At 29.9% G+C, this 16440-nt stretch carries 12 protein-coding genes; 9 read left to right on the top strand and 3 right to left on the bottom strand.

Annotated features, from left to right (window positions below; all coding sequences use genetic code 11):
• Window positions 1–55: 55 nt before the first annotated feature.
• Both N5A56_RS12775 and N5A56_RS12770 read left to right on the top strand, forming a co-directional pair.
• Window positions 56–2794, top strand: coding sequence for a T9SS type A sorting domain-containing protein (locus tag N5A56_RS12775; RefSeq protein WP_274270458.1), 2739 nt, complete (start codon window positions 56–58; stop codon window positions 2792–2794).
• A gap of 131 nt (window positions 2795–2925) precedes the next feature.
• Window positions 2926–4662: a hypothetical protein gene (locus N5A56_RS12770; RefSeq protein ID WP_274270457.1), complete on the top strand. Its 1737-nt coding sequence runs from the start codon at window positions 2926–2928 to the stop codon at window positions 4660–4662.
• Window positions 4663–4777: 115 nt separating this feature from the next.
• Here N5A56_RS12770 and N5A56_RS12765 read toward each other — a convergent pair whose 3' ends face one another.
• Both N5A56_RS12765 and fbp read right to left on the bottom strand, forming a co-directional pair.
• Complete coding sequence (locus tag N5A56_RS12765; RefSeq protein WP_265725789.1) at window positions 4778–5386, bottom strand: superoxide dismutase; 609 nt, start codon at window positions 5384–5386, stop codon at window positions 4778–4780.
• Between the two features lie 111 nt (window positions 5387–5497).
• On the bottom strand, window positions 5498–6508 hold the full coding sequence (fbp, locus tag N5A56_RS12760; protein ID WP_265725788.1) for a class 1 fructose-bisphosphatase: 1011 nt from the start codon (window positions 6506–6508) through the stop codon (window positions 5498–5500).
• A gap of 214 nt (window positions 6509–6722) precedes the next feature.
• Here fbp and N5A56_RS12755 point away from each other — a divergent pair, with 214 nt between their 5' ends.
• The 4 genes from N5A56_RS12755 to N5A56_RS12740 all read left to right on the top strand — a co-directional run bounded on the left by N5A56_RS12755 (window position 6723) and on the right by N5A56_RS12740 (window position 10781).
• The gene (locus N5A56_RS12755) at window positions 6723–7202 is read left to right on the top strand and encodes a GNAT family N-acetyltransferase (RefSeq protein ID WP_265725787.1); all 480 of its coding nucleotides are present in this window, start codon (window positions 6723–6725) and stop codon (window positions 7200–7202) included.
• 2 nt (window positions 7203–7204) lie between these two features.
• Window positions 7205–8458 (top strand): aspartate kinase, encoded by a 1254-nt coding sequence (locus N5A56_RS12750; protein WP_265725786.1) that lies wholly within the window; start codon window positions 7205–7207, stop codon window positions 8456–8458.
• A 56-nt stretch (window positions 8459–8514) separates the two neighbouring features.
• Window positions 8515–10320, top strand: a complete 1806-nt coding sequence (locus N5A56_RS12745) for a GNAT family N-acyltransferase (RefSeq protein WP_265725785.1) — start codon at window positions 8515–8517, stop codon at window positions 10318–10320.
• A gap of 110 nt (window positions 10321–10430) precedes the next feature.
• Window positions 10431–10781 carry a phage holin family protein gene (locus N5A56_RS12740; RefSeq protein ID WP_265725784.1) on the top strand — a complete coding sequence of 117 codons (351 nt, stop codon included), beginning with the start codon at window positions 10431–10433 and terminating at the stop codon, window positions 10779–10781.
• A 2-nt stretch (window positions 10782–10783) separates the two neighbouring features.
• Here N5A56_RS12740 and N5A56_RS12735 read toward each other — a convergent pair whose 3' ends face one another.
• A complete protein-coding gene (locus tag N5A56_RS12735) occupies window positions 10784–11611 on the bottom strand; it encodes a universal stress protein (RefSeq protein ID WP_265725783.1) in 828 nt (275 codons plus the stop codon).
• A gap of 174 nt (window positions 11612–11785) precedes the next feature.
• Between N5A56_RS12735 and rimP the strand changes: the two genes are divergently transcribed.
• The 3 genes from rimP (at window position 11786) to infB (ending at window position 16421) form a co-directional block, all read left to right on the top strand.
• Window positions 11786–12247: a ribosome assembly cofactor RimP gene (gene rimP / locus N5A56_RS12730; RefSeq protein WP_265725782.1), complete on the top strand. Its 462-nt coding sequence runs from the start codon at window positions 11786–11788 to the stop codon at window positions 12245–12247.
• 11 nt (window positions 12248–12258) lie between these two features.
• Window positions 12259–13515 carry a transcription termination factor NusA gene (gene nusA / locus N5A56_RS12725; protein ID WP_265725781.1) on the top strand — a complete coding sequence of 419 codons (1257 nt, stop codon included), beginning with the start codon at window positions 12259–12261 and terminating at the stop codon, window positions 13513–13515.
• Window positions 13516–13577: 62 nt separating this feature from the next.
• The gene (infB, locus tag N5A56_RS12720; protein ID WP_265725780.1) at window positions 13578–16421 is read left to right on the top strand and encodes a translation initiation factor IF-2; all 2844 of its coding nucleotides are present in this window, start codon (window positions 13578–13580) and stop codon (window positions 16419–16421) included.
• The last annotated feature ends 19 nt before the right edge of the window (window positions 16422–16440 follow it).

The following is a 16440-nucleotide window of genomic DNA, read 5'->3' as shown; positions in this document are numbered from 1 at the left end:
AAATTGATGGACATATATTCGATTTTTGGAGTATTAATTTTAAAATCAATATGTTATGAAAAAATCATTACTCTTAATTTTCTTCTTATCGTTTCTTAATAGTTTTTGTCAAGCTGTATTACTTAAAGATATTAATTTAGGTACTTATTCAAGTAATCCTACAGGTAAAACTCAATTTAATGGTCTTATTTATTTTATAGCAGATGATGGAATTCATGGGCAAGAATTATGGAAAACCGACGGAACAGAATCTGGAACAGAATTGTTTAAAGATTTTATACCTGGTTTAGAAAGTGGTATGACTACTCTGTCCCCATTTGTTTCTAATAATTTTATGTACTTTTTTGCTGCAGATAATGATGAGTTTTTCCTTTGGAAAACCGATGGTACAGAATCTGGAACTAGAAAAATAAAAAAATTCACTTCTATTCAATCTTTTCATGATACGATTAATGATGAAATGATTTTTACGGCAGAAAATAAATTATGGAAAACCGATGGGACAGAATCTGGAACTATAAAGATTAAAGATTTCTCTGTTTTTGGCACTTCGAGATTTATAAAAATGAATGATCAAATATATTTTTCAGCAAAAGGTAATTCGAATCAAGGGAATGAATTATGGAAAACTGATGGTACAGAAACTGGTACTGTACAAGTAAAAGATGTTAATGTGGGTTCAGGAAGTACATTTTCTACAAATACACCAATTGTGGTTTTTAACAACGAATTGTTCTTTGTTTATGGGACAAAATTGTGGAAATCCGATGGATCTGAATCGGGTACCTTAGAAGTTATGGATTTAGAAAGTAATGTAAAAAGTTTTTTTATTTTTAACTCTAAGTTGTGCTTTTTTAACTTCGGAAATAGTTTTTGGTTTTCAGATGGAACTAAGGAAGGTACCTCAAAAATTAATACCGATGTTAAAGAGTTTTGGCATAATGGACAATATATGATTTCTGGTAATAAGTTGTATTTTCAAGGAAATGATAGTAACGGTTATGAAATTTGGGTTACTGATGGTACAGCATCTGGAACCCAACTATTAAAAGATATTCATCCAGAATTTGATGATAATAATATTGAAGATATAATTGATTTTAATGGGAATGTAATTTTTACAGCATCAGATAAGAATTGGTTTGGAAAAGAATTATGGATATCTGACGGTACAGTATCTGGAACAAAAATTTTAAAGGATATTAATAAAGAGGGAACTAATTCTTCTAATGTTCAAAATTTTTTTAAGTTTGGAGATAACGTTTTGTTTTCTGCCGATAATGGAGAAAATGGTAGAGAGCTTTGGCTTTTAGAATCTGGAACCCCAACTCTTTTAAAAGATATAAACATTGGGCCAGCGTATAGTAATCCTCAAAATTTTATAGAATTTAATGGTGAAGTTTATTTTATGGCTTCTGATAAAGAAAAAGGAAACGAATTGTGGAAAACGGATGGCACTGAAACAGGTACGATTAATGTTTTTGATTTAAACCCAGGAAATGAAAATGGTTTAGGAAATAGTAACTTAGCAATACTTAATAATAAATTGTTTTTTGTAGGAAGTAATGGAACTAGTGGTATGGAGCTTTGGGAAACAGATGGTACGAAAGCAAACACTAAAATTGTAGCCAATATTAATGGAGCTAATTCAAATAGCATTAACAATTCTAAATTAGTAGTTTTAAATAATGAATTATTTTTTGCGGCTAATAATGGTGAGTCAAGTGTTGAGCTTTGGAAATCTGACGGTTCAAATTCTGGAACAGTTTTAGTAAAAGATATTAATACAAACGGAGGTAGTTATGTTAATAATCTTACTGTTCACTCTTATCTAAATAAACTTTATTTTTCAGCTTTCGATGGCAGTGGTACTTATTTATGGGAAAGTGACGGTACAGAAGCAAATACGATTAAAACAAATTTAAAAAACCCGTCTAATTTTAAAATAGGAGGTTCTAGAGATATTGGAGATAGAAATGGAGCGAATATAATTTATAAAACAGAAATCTATTTGTCTGCAGAATCTCCAAATTTAAATAAAGGAACAGAGCTTTGGGCAATCACTTATTCCGGAACAATTCAGCAAGTATTTGATGTAAATTCAGGAACTGCAAGTAGTTATCCTTCTGCTTTAACAGATGTAAACGGAAAACTTTATTTTGTTGCAAATAATGGAATAAATGGAAAAGAGTTGTGGAAAGCTAATGGAGTATCTAGTGCGCAAATGGTAAAAGATATTGTAAGTGGTTCGGGTAGTGTACAGATTACAAATATTGGAAGTATTGGTGACTTTGTATTTTTTAATGCGCCACAAGATCCAACTAATAACCCTTTATATGATTATGAATTATGGATGTCAGACGGTTCTGATGAGGGAACAAAAATGTTTCAAGATATAAATCCATCACAAATTCAATATCGAGGAGGAAGTAATCCCAATATATTTTTTAAACATAATGATATTTTATATTTTTCTGCTGATAATGGAAACAATGGGTTTGAATTGTTTATGTTGGAGCAGAGTGCTTTGGGTATAAATAAAGAGAGTTTTAATACTTTAGAAAAAGTATCTATTTACCCAAATCCAACTACAAATATTATAAATATCAAAGTAGAAAACCAAATTATTGAAGCTGTAGGGATATTTAATTTATTAGGTAAAGAGGTTTTTAGGTGTTCAAATAAAGAGATTAAAGCAAATAGTATTAATGTTTCAATGCTTACTAATGGAATTTATGTTGTTAAAGTAAAAACTAAAATAGGAAGTTATAGTAGAAAATTTATTAAAACTTAGTAGAAGTAAAATAGGGCATTTGCCTTATTTTTTAGAGTTGAAAAGGCATCTATTTTTGTAATTATTTTAAACCTAAAAAACAACAAAATGAAAATTGGAAAAAAAATACTATTATAATTGGTCTACTATTTATGTTTTTATCTACAAATGGGCAATCCTTTTTAAAGAAAAAAGAATTGAAAGCTTATAAATGTGGCTATGTGCATAAAGAAAGTGTTTTTGGAAAATTAAAACCGATGAAGCTAATTTCTAAGGCTGTAGGAGGTTTATTAAAAGTAAGGCCAAAATCTAATTTAAAAGATGTTGCTTTAGGTATTAATTATGCATCTGGTTTAGCTCCAAGAAATCAACTAGACTATGCTACTAAAACTCCTGGTTGGGAAACTTGTGGAGAAGGAGTATCACTTGTATTTTTTAATTATAACGGCATTGGTTTTGCAGACACAGATGGAGATGTAAAATTGAACGGAACAAAGCTTGAAAAAGCAGGAATGGGAACTTATTTTCAGGGATTTAGTCCAGATAAGAGAGGAACTCAAGTAGTAGAAATTACAAGCTCTAATGGAGATAAAGTAAATGTTGTCTTAGATCCTGTTGCTCCACTTAAAATTATTTCTGTTAATGGAGTAAAAAAAGGAGGAGATATTATTATTGATGGAACTGAAGATGTAGTAATTGAATTAGAAGGAGGAGATACAGATTTAGATTCTGAATTATATGTAGATATTGTTATTAGCGCTATGAGTTTAAAGGTAAACTCAAATTTAATTCCTTCAAAGGCTACAAATACAATTACAATCCCTAAAGAGTCTTTTAAGAATTTTGAAAACTCACCTTTACCAATTGTTAAGAAAAATACGTTATCTGTAATAAGAACAAAGCACCAAATGATTTATAATACAGATATAGGTGTTATACAAAAGACAGGAACTTTTTCAGACTTTACACCAATTTTAGTAAAAGGAGATATTGTTGGCGGAAATTTAATATCAAACTCTTTTAGTAAGGATAAAAACACAAAAGCTTCAGGTAAATTTAAAACGATAGAAGGCGAATATAATGTGAATATTGTAAAAGCAAATCCATATATGAATCCACCTATAAAAATGATGAAAAATATTGGTATTTCATCATTTGTAGTAAGAGGTAATTTACATAAAGAGAAAACTACAGTTAGCACAAGTTCAAAAACAAATTTTAATATAAAAACAACCACGACTACCACAACTACTATAAAAAAGTGGTTTCCAAAGTTAACAGATAATTCTTGGCAAGCTTTTGTAGATAAATTGTATGATGAGTTTAAAAGTAATTTAAACCAACTTGGTGTAAACGTAGTATCAGTAAATGATGTAATTAACGCAAAAGCATATAAGGATATGAAACCTATTAAAGATACGGTTACTAGTACTTTTATTGAAAAAGGTGCTTACGGAACTAAAAGGTTAATTAGAACTGGTGCTTTAGATTATATTAAAGATATAAAAACAACTTTTCCTGCGGATTATACAAATGAAAAAATTATTCAGCAATTAAAATTAGATGGTCTTATTGCAGTAACTATAGATTTAGATTTCGATTTAAAAACCTCTGGTTTAAACCCGATAGTTAAGATTGTTGCATTTGCTCCAAACGTTTCTTATAGAATGGCAGGACAGTATTTTCAAATGGATTTTTCTACAAAAGCAAAATCATTAGAAGAAGCAGGTAAATATAATGCATTAGGAGGCGGACCAGAAGATGCTGTTTATAATATAATTAAGGGTAAAGAACTTTTTAATGCGTTTAAATTAGCAATGGACGAATTAAAAAGAGGAGAAAAAGAAAATCCTGCTTATCATAGAATTTGGAAAGACAGAATGAATTAAGAAAGAGAAGAAGTAAGTACTTTGTTTTGAATTAAATTTAATAAAAAAGCATCCAAAATATTTTGGATGCTTTTTGTGTTGTATATCATTTATACTTTATAGATACAGTGAAAATTTATTTTGCTGCGGCATAACGCTTTTCAGCTTCATTCCAGTTTACTACTTTAAAGAATGCATCTATATAATCTGGTCTTCTGTTTTGGTAGTTTAAGTAATATGCGTGTTCCCAAACATCTAAACCTAAGATTGGAGTTCCGCCACAAGTAACACCTGGCATTAATGGATTATCTTGGTTTGGTGTAGAACAAACTTCTACTTTTCCTCCAGGTAAAACACACAACCAAGCCCATCCAGAACCAAATTGAGTTGCTGCAGCTTTAGAAAAAGCTTCTATAAAAGCTTCTTTAGAACCAAAAGCGGCTTCAATAGCATCTTTTAATTCTCCAGATAAATAACCTCTATCATTTGGGTTTAAAACTGTCCAAAATAAAGAGTGATTATAAAAACCACCTCCATTGTTTCTAACTGCACCATTACTCATGTCTAAATTAGTAAGAATATCTTCGATAGATTTTCCTTCTAAATCAGTACCAGCAATTGCTGCATTTAATTTACTTGTATATCCGTTATGATGTTTTGTATGATGTATTTCCATCGTTCTTGCATCAATATTTGGTTCTAATGCATCATATGCAAAACCTAATTCAGGTAATTCAAAAGCCATAATTTTTTATATTTAGTGTGATTAAAATAATTTCGTTTACAAATTTAACCATTAAAAAATAGTTTTACAAGAAGTAAGTGGTTTGAATATTTATAGTTGAATAGAAATGATTTATTCTCCAAACTCACTCATAAACTCCTCAACTTTGTCTACCATGTTTTTACTTCCACAAACAAAAGGTACTCTTTGGTGTAGTTCTGTAGGTTCAACATCCATAGTTCTTATATAGCCATCAGAAGCTTTACCATTAGCTTGTTCTGCTAAAAATGCCATTGGATTACATTCATATAATAAACGTAGTTTTCCATTCGGGTTTCTAGAGCCTTTAGGATACATATAAATACCTCCTTTTATCATATTTCTATGAAAATCAGAAACTAATGAACCTATATATCTACTTGTGTAAGGTCTCTCTCCTTCTTCTTCCTGACAGTATTTTATATATTTTTTTATTCCTTGAGGGAAATCCATATAATTACCTTCATTTACAGAGTAAATACTACCATCTTCAGGAAAAGTCATGTTTGGGTGCGATAAGTAAAAAGTACCAATAGCAGGGTTTAATGTAAAACCGTTAACGCCATCACCTGTTGTGTAAACTAACATCGTAGAGGTTCCATAAACCACATAACCAGCAGCAACTTGTTCGCTACCTTTCTGTAAAAAATCTTCTATTTTAACAGGAGTTCCAGCAGGAGTTACACGTCTAAATATAGAAAAAATAGTTCCTACAGATACATTTACATCAATATTAGAAGAACCATCTAAAGGGTCTATTAATACTACATATTTATTTTGGTTGTTTTCGTCTTGACTATTTATGGCAACAAAATCATCTTCTTCTTCACTTGCAATACCGCAAACAATATTTCTTTTAGTAAGGGTTTGTATAAATTTTTCATTAGCATAAACATCTAATTTTTGTTGATCCTCACCTTGAATGTTTGTGTCTCCAGCAGCACCAGTAATATCTACTAAACCTGCTTTATTTACTTCGTGATTTACAACTTTTGCTGCTAATCTTATTGAGTTAATTAATCTAGAAAGTTCTCCAGAAGTGTATTTAAATGAATCTTGATTTTCAATAATAAACTCACCTAAAGTTTGATTTTTCTTTGCCATTTTTAAAAATGATTGTTTAGTCTTACAAAGATGCTAAAAATTTACTGTACTACACCGATTTCGTTAGTACTTTTATTTTAAGTTACTTTATTTGTTAATCAATTAGTGATTTTAATTTGGTAAAAAATTTAAACAAATCAAAAATAAATGTTCAAAAAGCTAAATTATTTTTAGACGAAAGCAAAAAAACTATCTTTGATAAAAATTTTATAATATGAGTTTTAATATTAGAATAGGACAAGAGAAAGATGTACAATCTTTATTAGATTTAATTATAGAATTAGCTGTTTTTGAAAAAGAACCTGAAGCCGTTGAGATTACGGTAAACAACTTATTAGAAGATGGTTTTTCAGATAATCCTAAGTTTAAATTTTTTGTAGCAGAAGAAAACAATGTAGTTATTGGTATTGCATTGTTTTATGAACGTTACTCTACCTGGAAAGGTAAAACAATACATTTAGAAGATTTAATGGTAACTAAAAGTAAACGCAAAATTGGTGCTGGTAAAGCTCTGTATTCTGCAGTTTTAAAATATGCTCATGCAAACAATTTTAATAGAGTTGCTTGGGAAGTTATAGATTGGAATACGAATGCAATTAACTTTTATAAAAGCACAGGAGCAACCTACTTAAATGATTGGTCTGTTGTGCAGATGAACAAAGAAAATTTGTCAAAATTTATTCAAAATAATTAAAAATGAAGATTTTTAAGTTTGGTGGAGCATCGGTTAAAGATGCAGAAAGTGTAAAAAATGTAGCCAGTATTATAAAAAATGAAGGAGCTAACGATACTTTAGTAGTTATATCTGCTATGGGTAAAATGACGAATGCTTTTGAAGAAATTGTTGATGCTTACTACAATAAAGAAGAAAATTTACCTAGTAAATTAAATTACATAGAAGAATTTCATACTAATATTATGGATTCTCTTTTTGATAAAGAAGATGAAATTTATAAAGATGTTGCTATTCTTTTTGGTGAATTAGGTTGGTTTTTAGCCAGAAATACATCGCAAAGATTTAATTATGTTTATGACCAAATTATATGTTTTGGAGAACTTCTGTCTACAAGAATTGTTAGTGCATATTTAGAGAAAAGTGGCACAGAAAATATTTGGTTTGATGTAAGAAACTATATAAAAACGGATAGTAATTATAGAGATGCAAAAGTAGATTGGGAGTTAACAGAAGAGTTAATTACAAAAAAAGTAGATACTTCTAAAATAAATATTACCCAAGGTTTTATTGCTGCAAACGATACAGAAAACACGACTACTTTAGGTAGAGAAGGATCAGATTATACTGCAGGAATTTTTGCATACTGTTTAAATGCAGAAAGTGTTTCTATTTGGAAAGATGTAGATGGTGTTTTAAATGCAGATCCAAGAGTTTTTTCAGAAACTACTTTGTTGGAGCAAATTTCTTACGAAGAAGCTATAGAAATGGCGTTTTACGGTGCGTCTGTAATTCATCCTAAAACATTACAACCTTTAGAAAGAAAAGAAATTCCTTTATTAGTTCGTTCATTTATTAATCCAAAAACAATAGGAACAAGAGTTTCTAAAGGAACTAGGTTGGTGCCGTACATCCCTTGTTTCATTGTAAAAAAAGATCAAATTTTAGTCTCTATTTCTGCTTTAGATTTTTCATTTATGGTAGAAAATAATATTAGTTACATTTTTCAAAAACTACACGATTACCAATTAAAAGTTAATGTAATTCAGAATTCAGCCATCAGTTTTTCTGTTTGTATTGATAATAAATTTAACAAGTTCGACGCCTTTTACAATGAACTTAAAAAAGAATTTAGAATTGATGTTCAAACAGGAGTAGATCTGTATACTATTCGTCATTTTGATAATCAGGCCATTAAAGATATTGAGGCAAAAGGAAGCCCTTTATTAACACAGGTAAATAAAGAAACTTCACAAATTGTTGTTAATCCTAATTAAATAAAATAAAGCTTTAGTTTTTTTAGTAAATTTGCAGTTACGTCTAATTTTAATTTATGGCATTAGTAACTTCTAAAGAAATTGCACAAGTAATTGGTTTACAGAAACTTGGTTTTATTGGTACATTTATGGGTTGGGTGCTTATAAAAGTGCTTCGTATTTCTGCAATCAATAAAATTTACAATAATAATAAAGGTAAATCTGATTTAAATTTTTTAAATGGAGTTTTAGATGATTGTAATATCAAATTCGAAATTCCGGAAGAAGATTTAAAAAGAATTCCTAAAGATGGTGCTTTTATTACAGTGTCTAATCATCCTTTAGGAGGTATAGATGGTGTTTTGTTATTAAAATTATTAATAGAGAAAAGAGCAGATTATAAAATAATTGCCAATTTTTTATTACATAGAATAGAACCATTAAAACCTTATGTAATGCCTGTTAATCCTTTTGAAACTAGAAAGGATGCAAAATCTAGTGTTGCAGGTATTAAAAGTGCATTGCTGCATTTAAGAGAAGGTAAGCCTTTGGGAATCTTTCCTGCAGGAGAAGTATCTACTTATAAAGATGGTAAATTAAAGGTTGATAAACCATGGGAAGAAGGTGCTGTTAGGTTGATAAAAAAAGCAGAAGTTCCTGTAATTCCTATTTATTTTCATGCTAAAAATAGTCGATTATTCTATTTCTTGTCTAAGATTAGCGATACTTTAAGAACGGCTAAATTGCCCTCTGAAGTAATATCTCAAGAAGGTAAGGTTATAAAAGTTAGAATTGGTAAACCTATTTCTGTTAAGGATCAAAAAGAGTACAAAGAGATTCCTGCTTTTTCTGAATTTATAAGGAAGAAAACTTACATGTTAGCAAATCCTTTTGAAAAAGCACATAAGTTAATTTCTACACAGAATATTAAAATTAAAAAGGCTGCAAAAAAAATTACAGCTCAAAAAAATGTAGACTCTTTTATTAAGGAAGTAAACGCATTAAGAGAAAAAGATGGTAGACTTCTAGAGAGTAAAAATTATGAAGTTTTTTTTGCAAATGCAAAACAAGTACCTAATTTATTGCATGAGATAGGTAGATTACGAGAAATAACTTTTAGAGATGTAGGTGAAGGAACAAATAAATCGATAGACTTAGATAAGTATGATAAGTATTATCATCATTTAATTTTATGGGATAGAGATGCTAATTGTTTAGTGGGTGCTTATAGAATGGGGCTTGGTAAAGAAATTTACAAAAAATATGGGATTAACGGTTTTTATGTTCAAACTTTGTTTAGAATAGAACCAGAGCTACATCAAATGATGAGTAATACCATAGAAATGGGACGTGCATTTATTATTGGAGAATATCAACAAAAACCAATGCCTTTATTTTTGCTTTGGAAAGGAATTGTACATGTTACTTTGCGTTACCCAGAATATAAATATTTAATGGGAGGTGTATCTATTAGTAATCAATTTTCAGATTTTTCTAAATCGTTAATGATAGAATTTATGAAATCTCATTATTACGATCCTTATATTGCTCAGTACATTTATCCTAAGAAAGAGTTTAAAGTTAAGTTAAAAGATGGTGATAAAGATTTTGTGTTTGATGCTACCCAAGCAGATATGCAAAAGTTTGATAAAATTATTGATGAAATAGAACCAGGTGCGTTAAGAATTCCAGTTTTAATTAAGAAGTATGTGAAACAGAATGCACGATTAGTTGCTTTTAATGTTGATCCTAAGTTTAACAATGCAGTAGATGGGTTAATGTATATAAAGGTTGCAGATATTCCAGAAAGTACTGTAAAACCAGTAATGGAAGAATTTCAAGCGGAATTAGAACGTAAAGCTGCGGAGCTACAAAAAAAATAGTCTTTGTTTCTTTTTACGAATGAATTTTAGGATTCATTTTTAGTATATGACAAAATTTCCGTGTTTTGAATTTGGTATAATTTTAGATGTATTTATATTAAATTTAATATATGAAAACTTTCTTAAAAATTTTATTAACGGCTTTAGCAGTAATTGTTTTAGCTAATATTCTACCTGGTGTAACAGTTGTTGGGTATACAACAGCTATAATTGTTGCCATAGTAATTTCTTTGCTAAATATGTTTGTAAGGCCTCTTTTAGTGTTCTTTACATTGCCAGCAACAATTGTTACTTTAGGTTTATTTCTCTTTGTTATAAATGCAATTATTATTTTATTAGCAGATAAATTAATAGATGGTTTTGCAGTTTCAGGCTTTTTTACAGCTTTCTTTTTTAGTATTTTACTTTCAATTTTTAGATCAATTTTGTTTTCATTGTTAAAAGAAAAGAGTTCTAATTAATTTTAAATTTTTATAGTTAACATAGGTTTTAGTGCTTTTTTAGATAGTTTTTTAGTTACACTTGCAGAAAATAAGTGAGATAATCCACTCCTACCATGTGTGCTTAAAGCAATTAAATCTGAATTAATATCTCTTGAGAAATTTAAAATTCCACCTTGAATTGAAGTATCGTTATAGATGTTAATTGTGTGTTTGGGCATTTTATAAGCGCCTATAAAATCTTTTATTTTTTCGGTAGAGTTTTGTGTGCTTTCAAATTGAGTAGGAGTATTTACTTTTAATAAATGTATTTTACTGTTAAATTGATTCGCAAAATCTAAAAACTTACTAAACACCTCGTGGTTATCTTTTTTAAAACTAGAGGCAAATACAATATCTTTCAATTTAAACTTTTTATCATCTTTTTTTACAACAATTACAGGTCTTTTAGAGCGTCTAACTACTTTTTCGGTATTAGAACCAATTAAAATTTCATCAAACTCCGAGTGTCCTTTAGATCCCATTACTATAAGATTAGCATTAATTTTGTCTGCATATTTTAAAATACCTTCAAATGGTTTTTGAAACCATATAGAATGATGAACATCAATAGTATCATCAAAAAAAGTTTCTTTAAATTTTAAGACCCTTTCTTTCACTTTTCTTAAATATAGCATAACTTCTGGAATGCTAAAGTTACTACCATTACCCATGTCTACAGCTCCTGTAGGTACTTCTATTAAGTGTAGAAGGTAAATAGAACTGTTAGATTTTTTTGCAATTTTTGTAGCCATTTTTGAAGCGTATTCAGATTTTTTTGAGAAATCGATTGGGACTAAAATTTTTTTCATCTATAAAAAGTTTAAATTAAAAAATTGATGTTTTTAAAGTTACAAAAAATAATTGGATGAAACTCAGTTTGGTAAATCATAAACATTTAGTATATTTGCACCGAAATCATAGTAAATGAGAGAATGAAGGGGACTAAAAGTCCCCTATTTTTATACTTTATTTTAAGATTTATAATGGACCAAAGAAAGGTAAAAGATTTAATAGACGAGGCTTTAGCACTAAATGAATCATTGTATTTAATAGATTTATCTATTTCAGAAAACAATAAAATTCAGGTAGTAGTAGATGGTGATAATGGTGTTCCATTAAGCGAATGTATTAGAATTAGCAGAAGTGTAGACAATAATTTTGATAGAGAGGAAGAGGATTTTTCTTTAGAAGTATCTACTCCAGATATTTCTCATCCATTAAAATTGAAAAGACAGTATATAAAAAATATTAACAGAATTTTAAAAGTTAAAACTTCTGAAGAAGAATTAGAAGGTACTTTACAAGAGGCGGATGAGGACAAAATTGTTTTAACATGGAAAGCAAGAGAGCCAAAACCAATAGGTAAAGGAAAAGTTACTGTACAAAAAACAGCAACTTTAGCGTATAAAGATATTAAAGAAGCAAAAGTGAAGATTGTATTTTAAGCAAAGATGTAATGGAAAATATAGCATTAATTGATTCGTTTTCAGAATTTAAAGATAATAAAAGTATAGACAGAGTAACATTAATGTCTATTTTAGAAGAGGTTTTTAGAGCTGCCTTAAAACGAAAGTTTGGGTCTGATGATAATTTTGATATAATCATTAACCCAGATAAGGGAGATTTAGAAATTTGGAGAAATAGAGTGGTAGTTGCAGATGGTTTCTCTGAAGATGATAACGAAGAAATAGAATTAGCAGAAGCAAGATTAATTGAGCCAGATTTTGAAATAGGCGAAGATGTATCTGAAGAAGTTAAATTAATAGATTTAGGAAGAAGAGCCATTTTAGCATTACGTCAAAACTTAATATCTAAAATTTTTGAGCATGATAGTACTAATATCTTTAAACAGTTTAAAGAGTTAGAAGGTGATCTTTACAGTGCAGAGGTTCATCACATTCGTCATAATGCAATTATTTTGTTAGATGATGAAGGAAATGAAATAGTATTGCCAAAAAGCGAACAAATTAGATCAGACTTTTTTAGAAAAGGAGATTCTGTAAGAGGTGTTATTAAAACTGTAGAATTAAGAGGGAACAAACCCGCAATTATATTGTCTAGAACGTCTCCTGCATTTTTAAATAAATTGTTTGAACAAGAAATTCCTGAAGTTTTTGATGGTTTAATTACTGTTGAAGGTGTGGCAAGAATTCCTGGAGAAAAAGCAAAAGTAGCTGTAGACTCTTATGATGATAGAATTGATCCTGTAGGAGCTTGTGTTGGTGTAAAAGGATCTAGAATACACGGTATTGTTCGTGAGTTAGGTAATGAGAATATTGATGTTATTAACTATACTAAAAACGAGCAACTATTTATTTCAAGAGCATTAAGCCCTGCAAAGGTTAGTTCAATGGAAATTGAAATGTATGAAGAAGAGAAAAATGGTAAAAAAGGTCGTGTAAGTGTACTTTTAAAACCAGAAGAAGTTTCTAAAGCAATTGGTAGAGGTGGGGTTAACATACGTCTAGCAAGTGAATTAACAGGTTATGAAATAGATGTTAAGAGAGAAGGCTTAGAAGAAGAAGATGTTGAGTTAACAGAGTTTATAGACGAAATTGAAGATTGGGTAATTACAGAATTCAAAAAAATTGGTTTAGATACAGCAAGAGGTGTGTTAGATGCTAGTGTTGCAGAATTGGTAAAAAGAACTGATTTAGAAGAAGAAACTATTATAGATGTTCAAAGAATTCTTAAAGAAGAATTTGAAGAGTAATCAGGATTAAGAATTAAAGTAAAAAGCATATTTTTACAGAATTAAAGGCTAAAAAATAATATATGTCTGAAGGCAAAACAATGAGGCTTAATAAAGTTCTAAGAGAATTAAACATTTCTCTTGATAGAGCAGTAGAATATTTAGCAAAGAATGGTCATGAAATTGATGCAAGACCAACTACTAAAATTTCTGGTAATGTCTATCAAGTGCTACTAGATGGCTTTGAAACTGATGCTAATAAAAAAGCAGCTTCGAAAGAAGTTGGTGCAGAAAAGCGTAAGGAAAAAGAGGCTATTCGTTTAGAACTAGAAGCTAAGTTAGAGAAGAAAAGAGCAGAAGAGCTTAAGAAAGAGGAAGTTTTAAAAGCCAAAGCAGATAAGTTAGAGTTTAAAACTGTTGGTAAAATTGATATCGATAATTTAGGAAAGAATTCTTCAGATGAAAAAGAAGAAACTCCTAAAGAAGAGGTAGTAGAGCCGGTTGTTGAAAAACCTTCTGTTGTAGAACCAGTAGTAGAAAAACCTGTTGTTGAAAAGGAAGTTGTTGCAGAACCAGTTGTAAAAGCTCCTGTGGTAAAAACACCAGTTGTTGAAGAGCCTAAAGTAAAAAAGAAAATTTCTGAAATAGAAAAAGTGGCTTCTAAAGTTGAAGTAAAAGCAGATTCTAAAAAAGAGAGTACTAAAACTGATGCAAAATCAGAAGAAGTTACTCCAGAAAATGCAGAGGCAATAAAAACTCAATATAAGAAATTAGATGGGCCTAAAATTACAGGTAAAACTATCGATTTAAAAAAGTTTGAAAGACCTAAGAAGAAAAAACCTGAGGTTAAAAAAGCTGCGAGTACAGATCCAAGAAAGAAACGTAAACGTATAAGTAAACCAGGTAATAGTACTGGGAATAATTCTAGTAGAACGGGAAACAATAGAGGAGGTCAAGGAAATAGACCGCCTTTTAACAGAGGAAGAGGTAATCAAAGACCAGCAGCTGTTAAAAAAGAAGAACCTACAGAAGCAGATATCCAAAAACAAGTAAGAGAAACTCTAGAGAAATTACAAGGGAAATCTTCGAAAGGAAAAGGAGCAAAATATCGTAGAAATAAAAGAGATGCTCGTAGAGAACATACAGAGGCAGAATTAGAAGCACAAACATTAGACAATAAAATCTTAAAAGTAACAGAGTTTGTTACAGTAAGTGAAGTTGCAACAATGATGGATGTTCCTGTAACAAATATTATTTCTTCTTGTATGATGCTTGGTATGATGGTAACAATGAATCAGCGTTTAGATGCAGAAACATTAGTTATTGTTGCAGAAGAGTTTAATTATAAAGTAGAGTTTATTGGTGCTGAGGTAGAGGAATCTATTGTAGAGGTTGTAGATAATCCAGAAGATTTAGTATTACGTGCGCCAATTATTACGGTAATGGGTCACGTAGATCATGGTAAAACATCTTTACTAGATTATATTAGAAAAGCAAATATTGTAGATGGAGAAAGTGGAGGAATTACGCAGCATATTGGTGCATATTCTGTAAACGTAGGTGAACAAAAAATAGCATTTTTAGATACACCAGGTCACGAAGCCTTTACAGCAATGCGTGCACGTGGTGCGCAAGTAACAGATTTAGTTATTATTGTAGCGGCAGCAGATGATGATGTAATGCCACAAACTAAAGAGGCAATTTCTCACGCTCAAGCAGCAGGAGTTCCAATTATATTTGCAATTAATAAAATTGATAAGCCAAACGCGAATCCTGATAATGTAAAAACTCAATTATCTTCAATGAATTTATTGATTGAAGAATGGGGTGGAAATATTCAATCTCAAGACATATCTGCAAAAACCGGTACAGGTATTGAAGAATTATTAGAAAAAGTTTTATTAGAAGCAGAAATTTTAGAGTTAAAAGCAAATCCTAATAAAAATGCAGTTGGTACAGTTGTAGAAGCGCAATTAGATAAAGGTAGAGGTTATGTTACTACTATTTTAGTACAAGCAGGAACTTTAAAAATTGGAGATTATATCCTAGCAGGTAAAAACAGTGGTAAAGTAAAAGCCATGTTTGATGATAAAGGAAATAAACTTAAAAAAGCAGGACCATCAACACCAGTATCAATCTTAGGATTAGATGGAGCTCCACAAGCAGGAGATAAGTTTAATGTATTTGATGATGAAAGAGAAGCTAAACAAATTGCTTCTAAACGTTCTCAATTACAACGTGAGCAATCTGTTAGAACACAAAAAACATTAACGTTAGATGAAATTGGACGTAGAATTGCGTTAGGAGACTTTAAAGAATTAAATATTATCTTAAAAGGAGATGTAGATGGTTCTGTAGAAGCATTAACAGATTCATTCCAAAAATTATCAACAGAAGAAATTCAAGTTAATATTTTACATAAAGGAGTTGGAGCCATTACAGAAAGTGATGTGTTATTAGCAACAGCCTCAGATGCTATTATTGTAGGGTTTAATGTACGTCCGCAAGGAAATGCAAGATTAGTTGCAGATAGAGAAGAAGTAGATATTAGAACATATTCTATTATTTATGACGCTATTAATGACCTTAAAGATGCAATGGAAGGTATGTTATCTCCAGAAATGAAAGAAGAGGTTACAGGTAATGTAGAAATTAGAGAAGTTTATAAAATTTCTAAAGTTGGTAACATTGCAGGTTGTATGGTTATGTCTGGTAAAATCTTTAGAGATTCTCAAGTGAGAATTATTAGAGAAGGTATTGTTGTGCATGATGGTGTTCTTTCTTCATTAAAACGTTTTAAAGACGATGTAAGAGAAGTAGCTAAAGGTTATGATTGTGGTCTTCAGTTAAAAAATTACAATGATATTGCTGAAGGTGATGTAATTGAGGCTTATAAAGAGGTAGCCGTTAAAAAGAAGTTAAAATAAGAATTAAGTTTTTTATAAA

The organism is Polaribacter ponticola, assembly GCF_026191475.2.
Lineage (GTDB): Bacteria > Bacteroidota > Bacteroidia > Flavobacteriales > Flavobacteriaceae > Polaribacter > Polaribacter ponticola.
The sequence above is the reverse complement of the archived record's forward strand: the minus strand, read 5'-3'. Positions and strand labels throughout refer to the sequence as shown.

Excerpts from the sequence above, each read along its gene's own strand:
- infB (WP_265725780.1), top strand. The coding sequence starts at position 13,578 with ATGTCTGAAGGCAAAACAATGAGGCTTAATAAAGTTCTAAGAGAATTA.
- N5A56_RS12735 (WP_265725783.1), bottom strand. The coding sequence starts at position 11,611 with ATGAAAAAAATTTTAGTCCCAATCGATTTCTCAAAAAAATCTGAATAC.
- N5A56_RS12765 (WP_265725789.1), bottom strand. The coding sequence starts at position 5,386 with ATGGCTTTTGAATTACCTGAATTAGGTTTTGCATATGATGCATTAGAA.
- N5A56_RS12770 (WP_274270457.1), top strand. The coding sequence starts at position 2,926 with ATGTTTTTATCTACAAATGGGCAATCCTTTTTAAAGAAAAAAGAATTG.
- N5A56_RS12740 (WP_265725784.1), top strand. The coding sequence starts at position 10,431 with ATGAAAACTTTCTTAAAAATTTTATTAACGGCTTTAGCAGTAATTGTT.
- N5A56_RS12745 (WP_265725785.1), top strand. The coding sequence starts at position 8,515 with ATGGCATTAGTAACTTCTAAAGAAATTGCACAAGTAATTGGTTTACAG.
- nusA (WP_265725781.1), top strand. The coding sequence starts at position 12,259 with ATGGAAAATATAGCATTAATTGATTCGTTTTCAGAATTTAAAGATAAT.
- N5A56_RS12775 (WP_274270458.1), top strand. The coding sequence starts at position 56 with ATGAAAAAATCATTACTCTTAATTTTCTTCTTATCGTTTCTTAATAGT.
- N5A56_RS12750 (WP_265725786.1), top strand. The coding sequence starts at position 7,205 with ATGAAGATTTTTAAGTTTGGTGGAGCATCGGTTAAAGATGCAGAAAGT.
- fbp (WP_265725788.1), bottom strand. The coding sequence starts at position 6,508 with ATGGCAAAGAAAAATCAAACTTTAGGTGAGTTTATTATTGAAAATCAA.
- rimP (WP_265725782.1), top strand. The coding sequence starts at position 11,786 with ATGGACCAAAGAAAGGTAAAAGATTTAATAGACGAGGCTTTAGCACTA.
- N5A56_RS12755 (WP_265725787.1), top strand. The coding sequence starts at position 6,723 with ATGAGTTTTAATATTAGAATAGGACAAGAGAAAGATGTACAATCTTTA.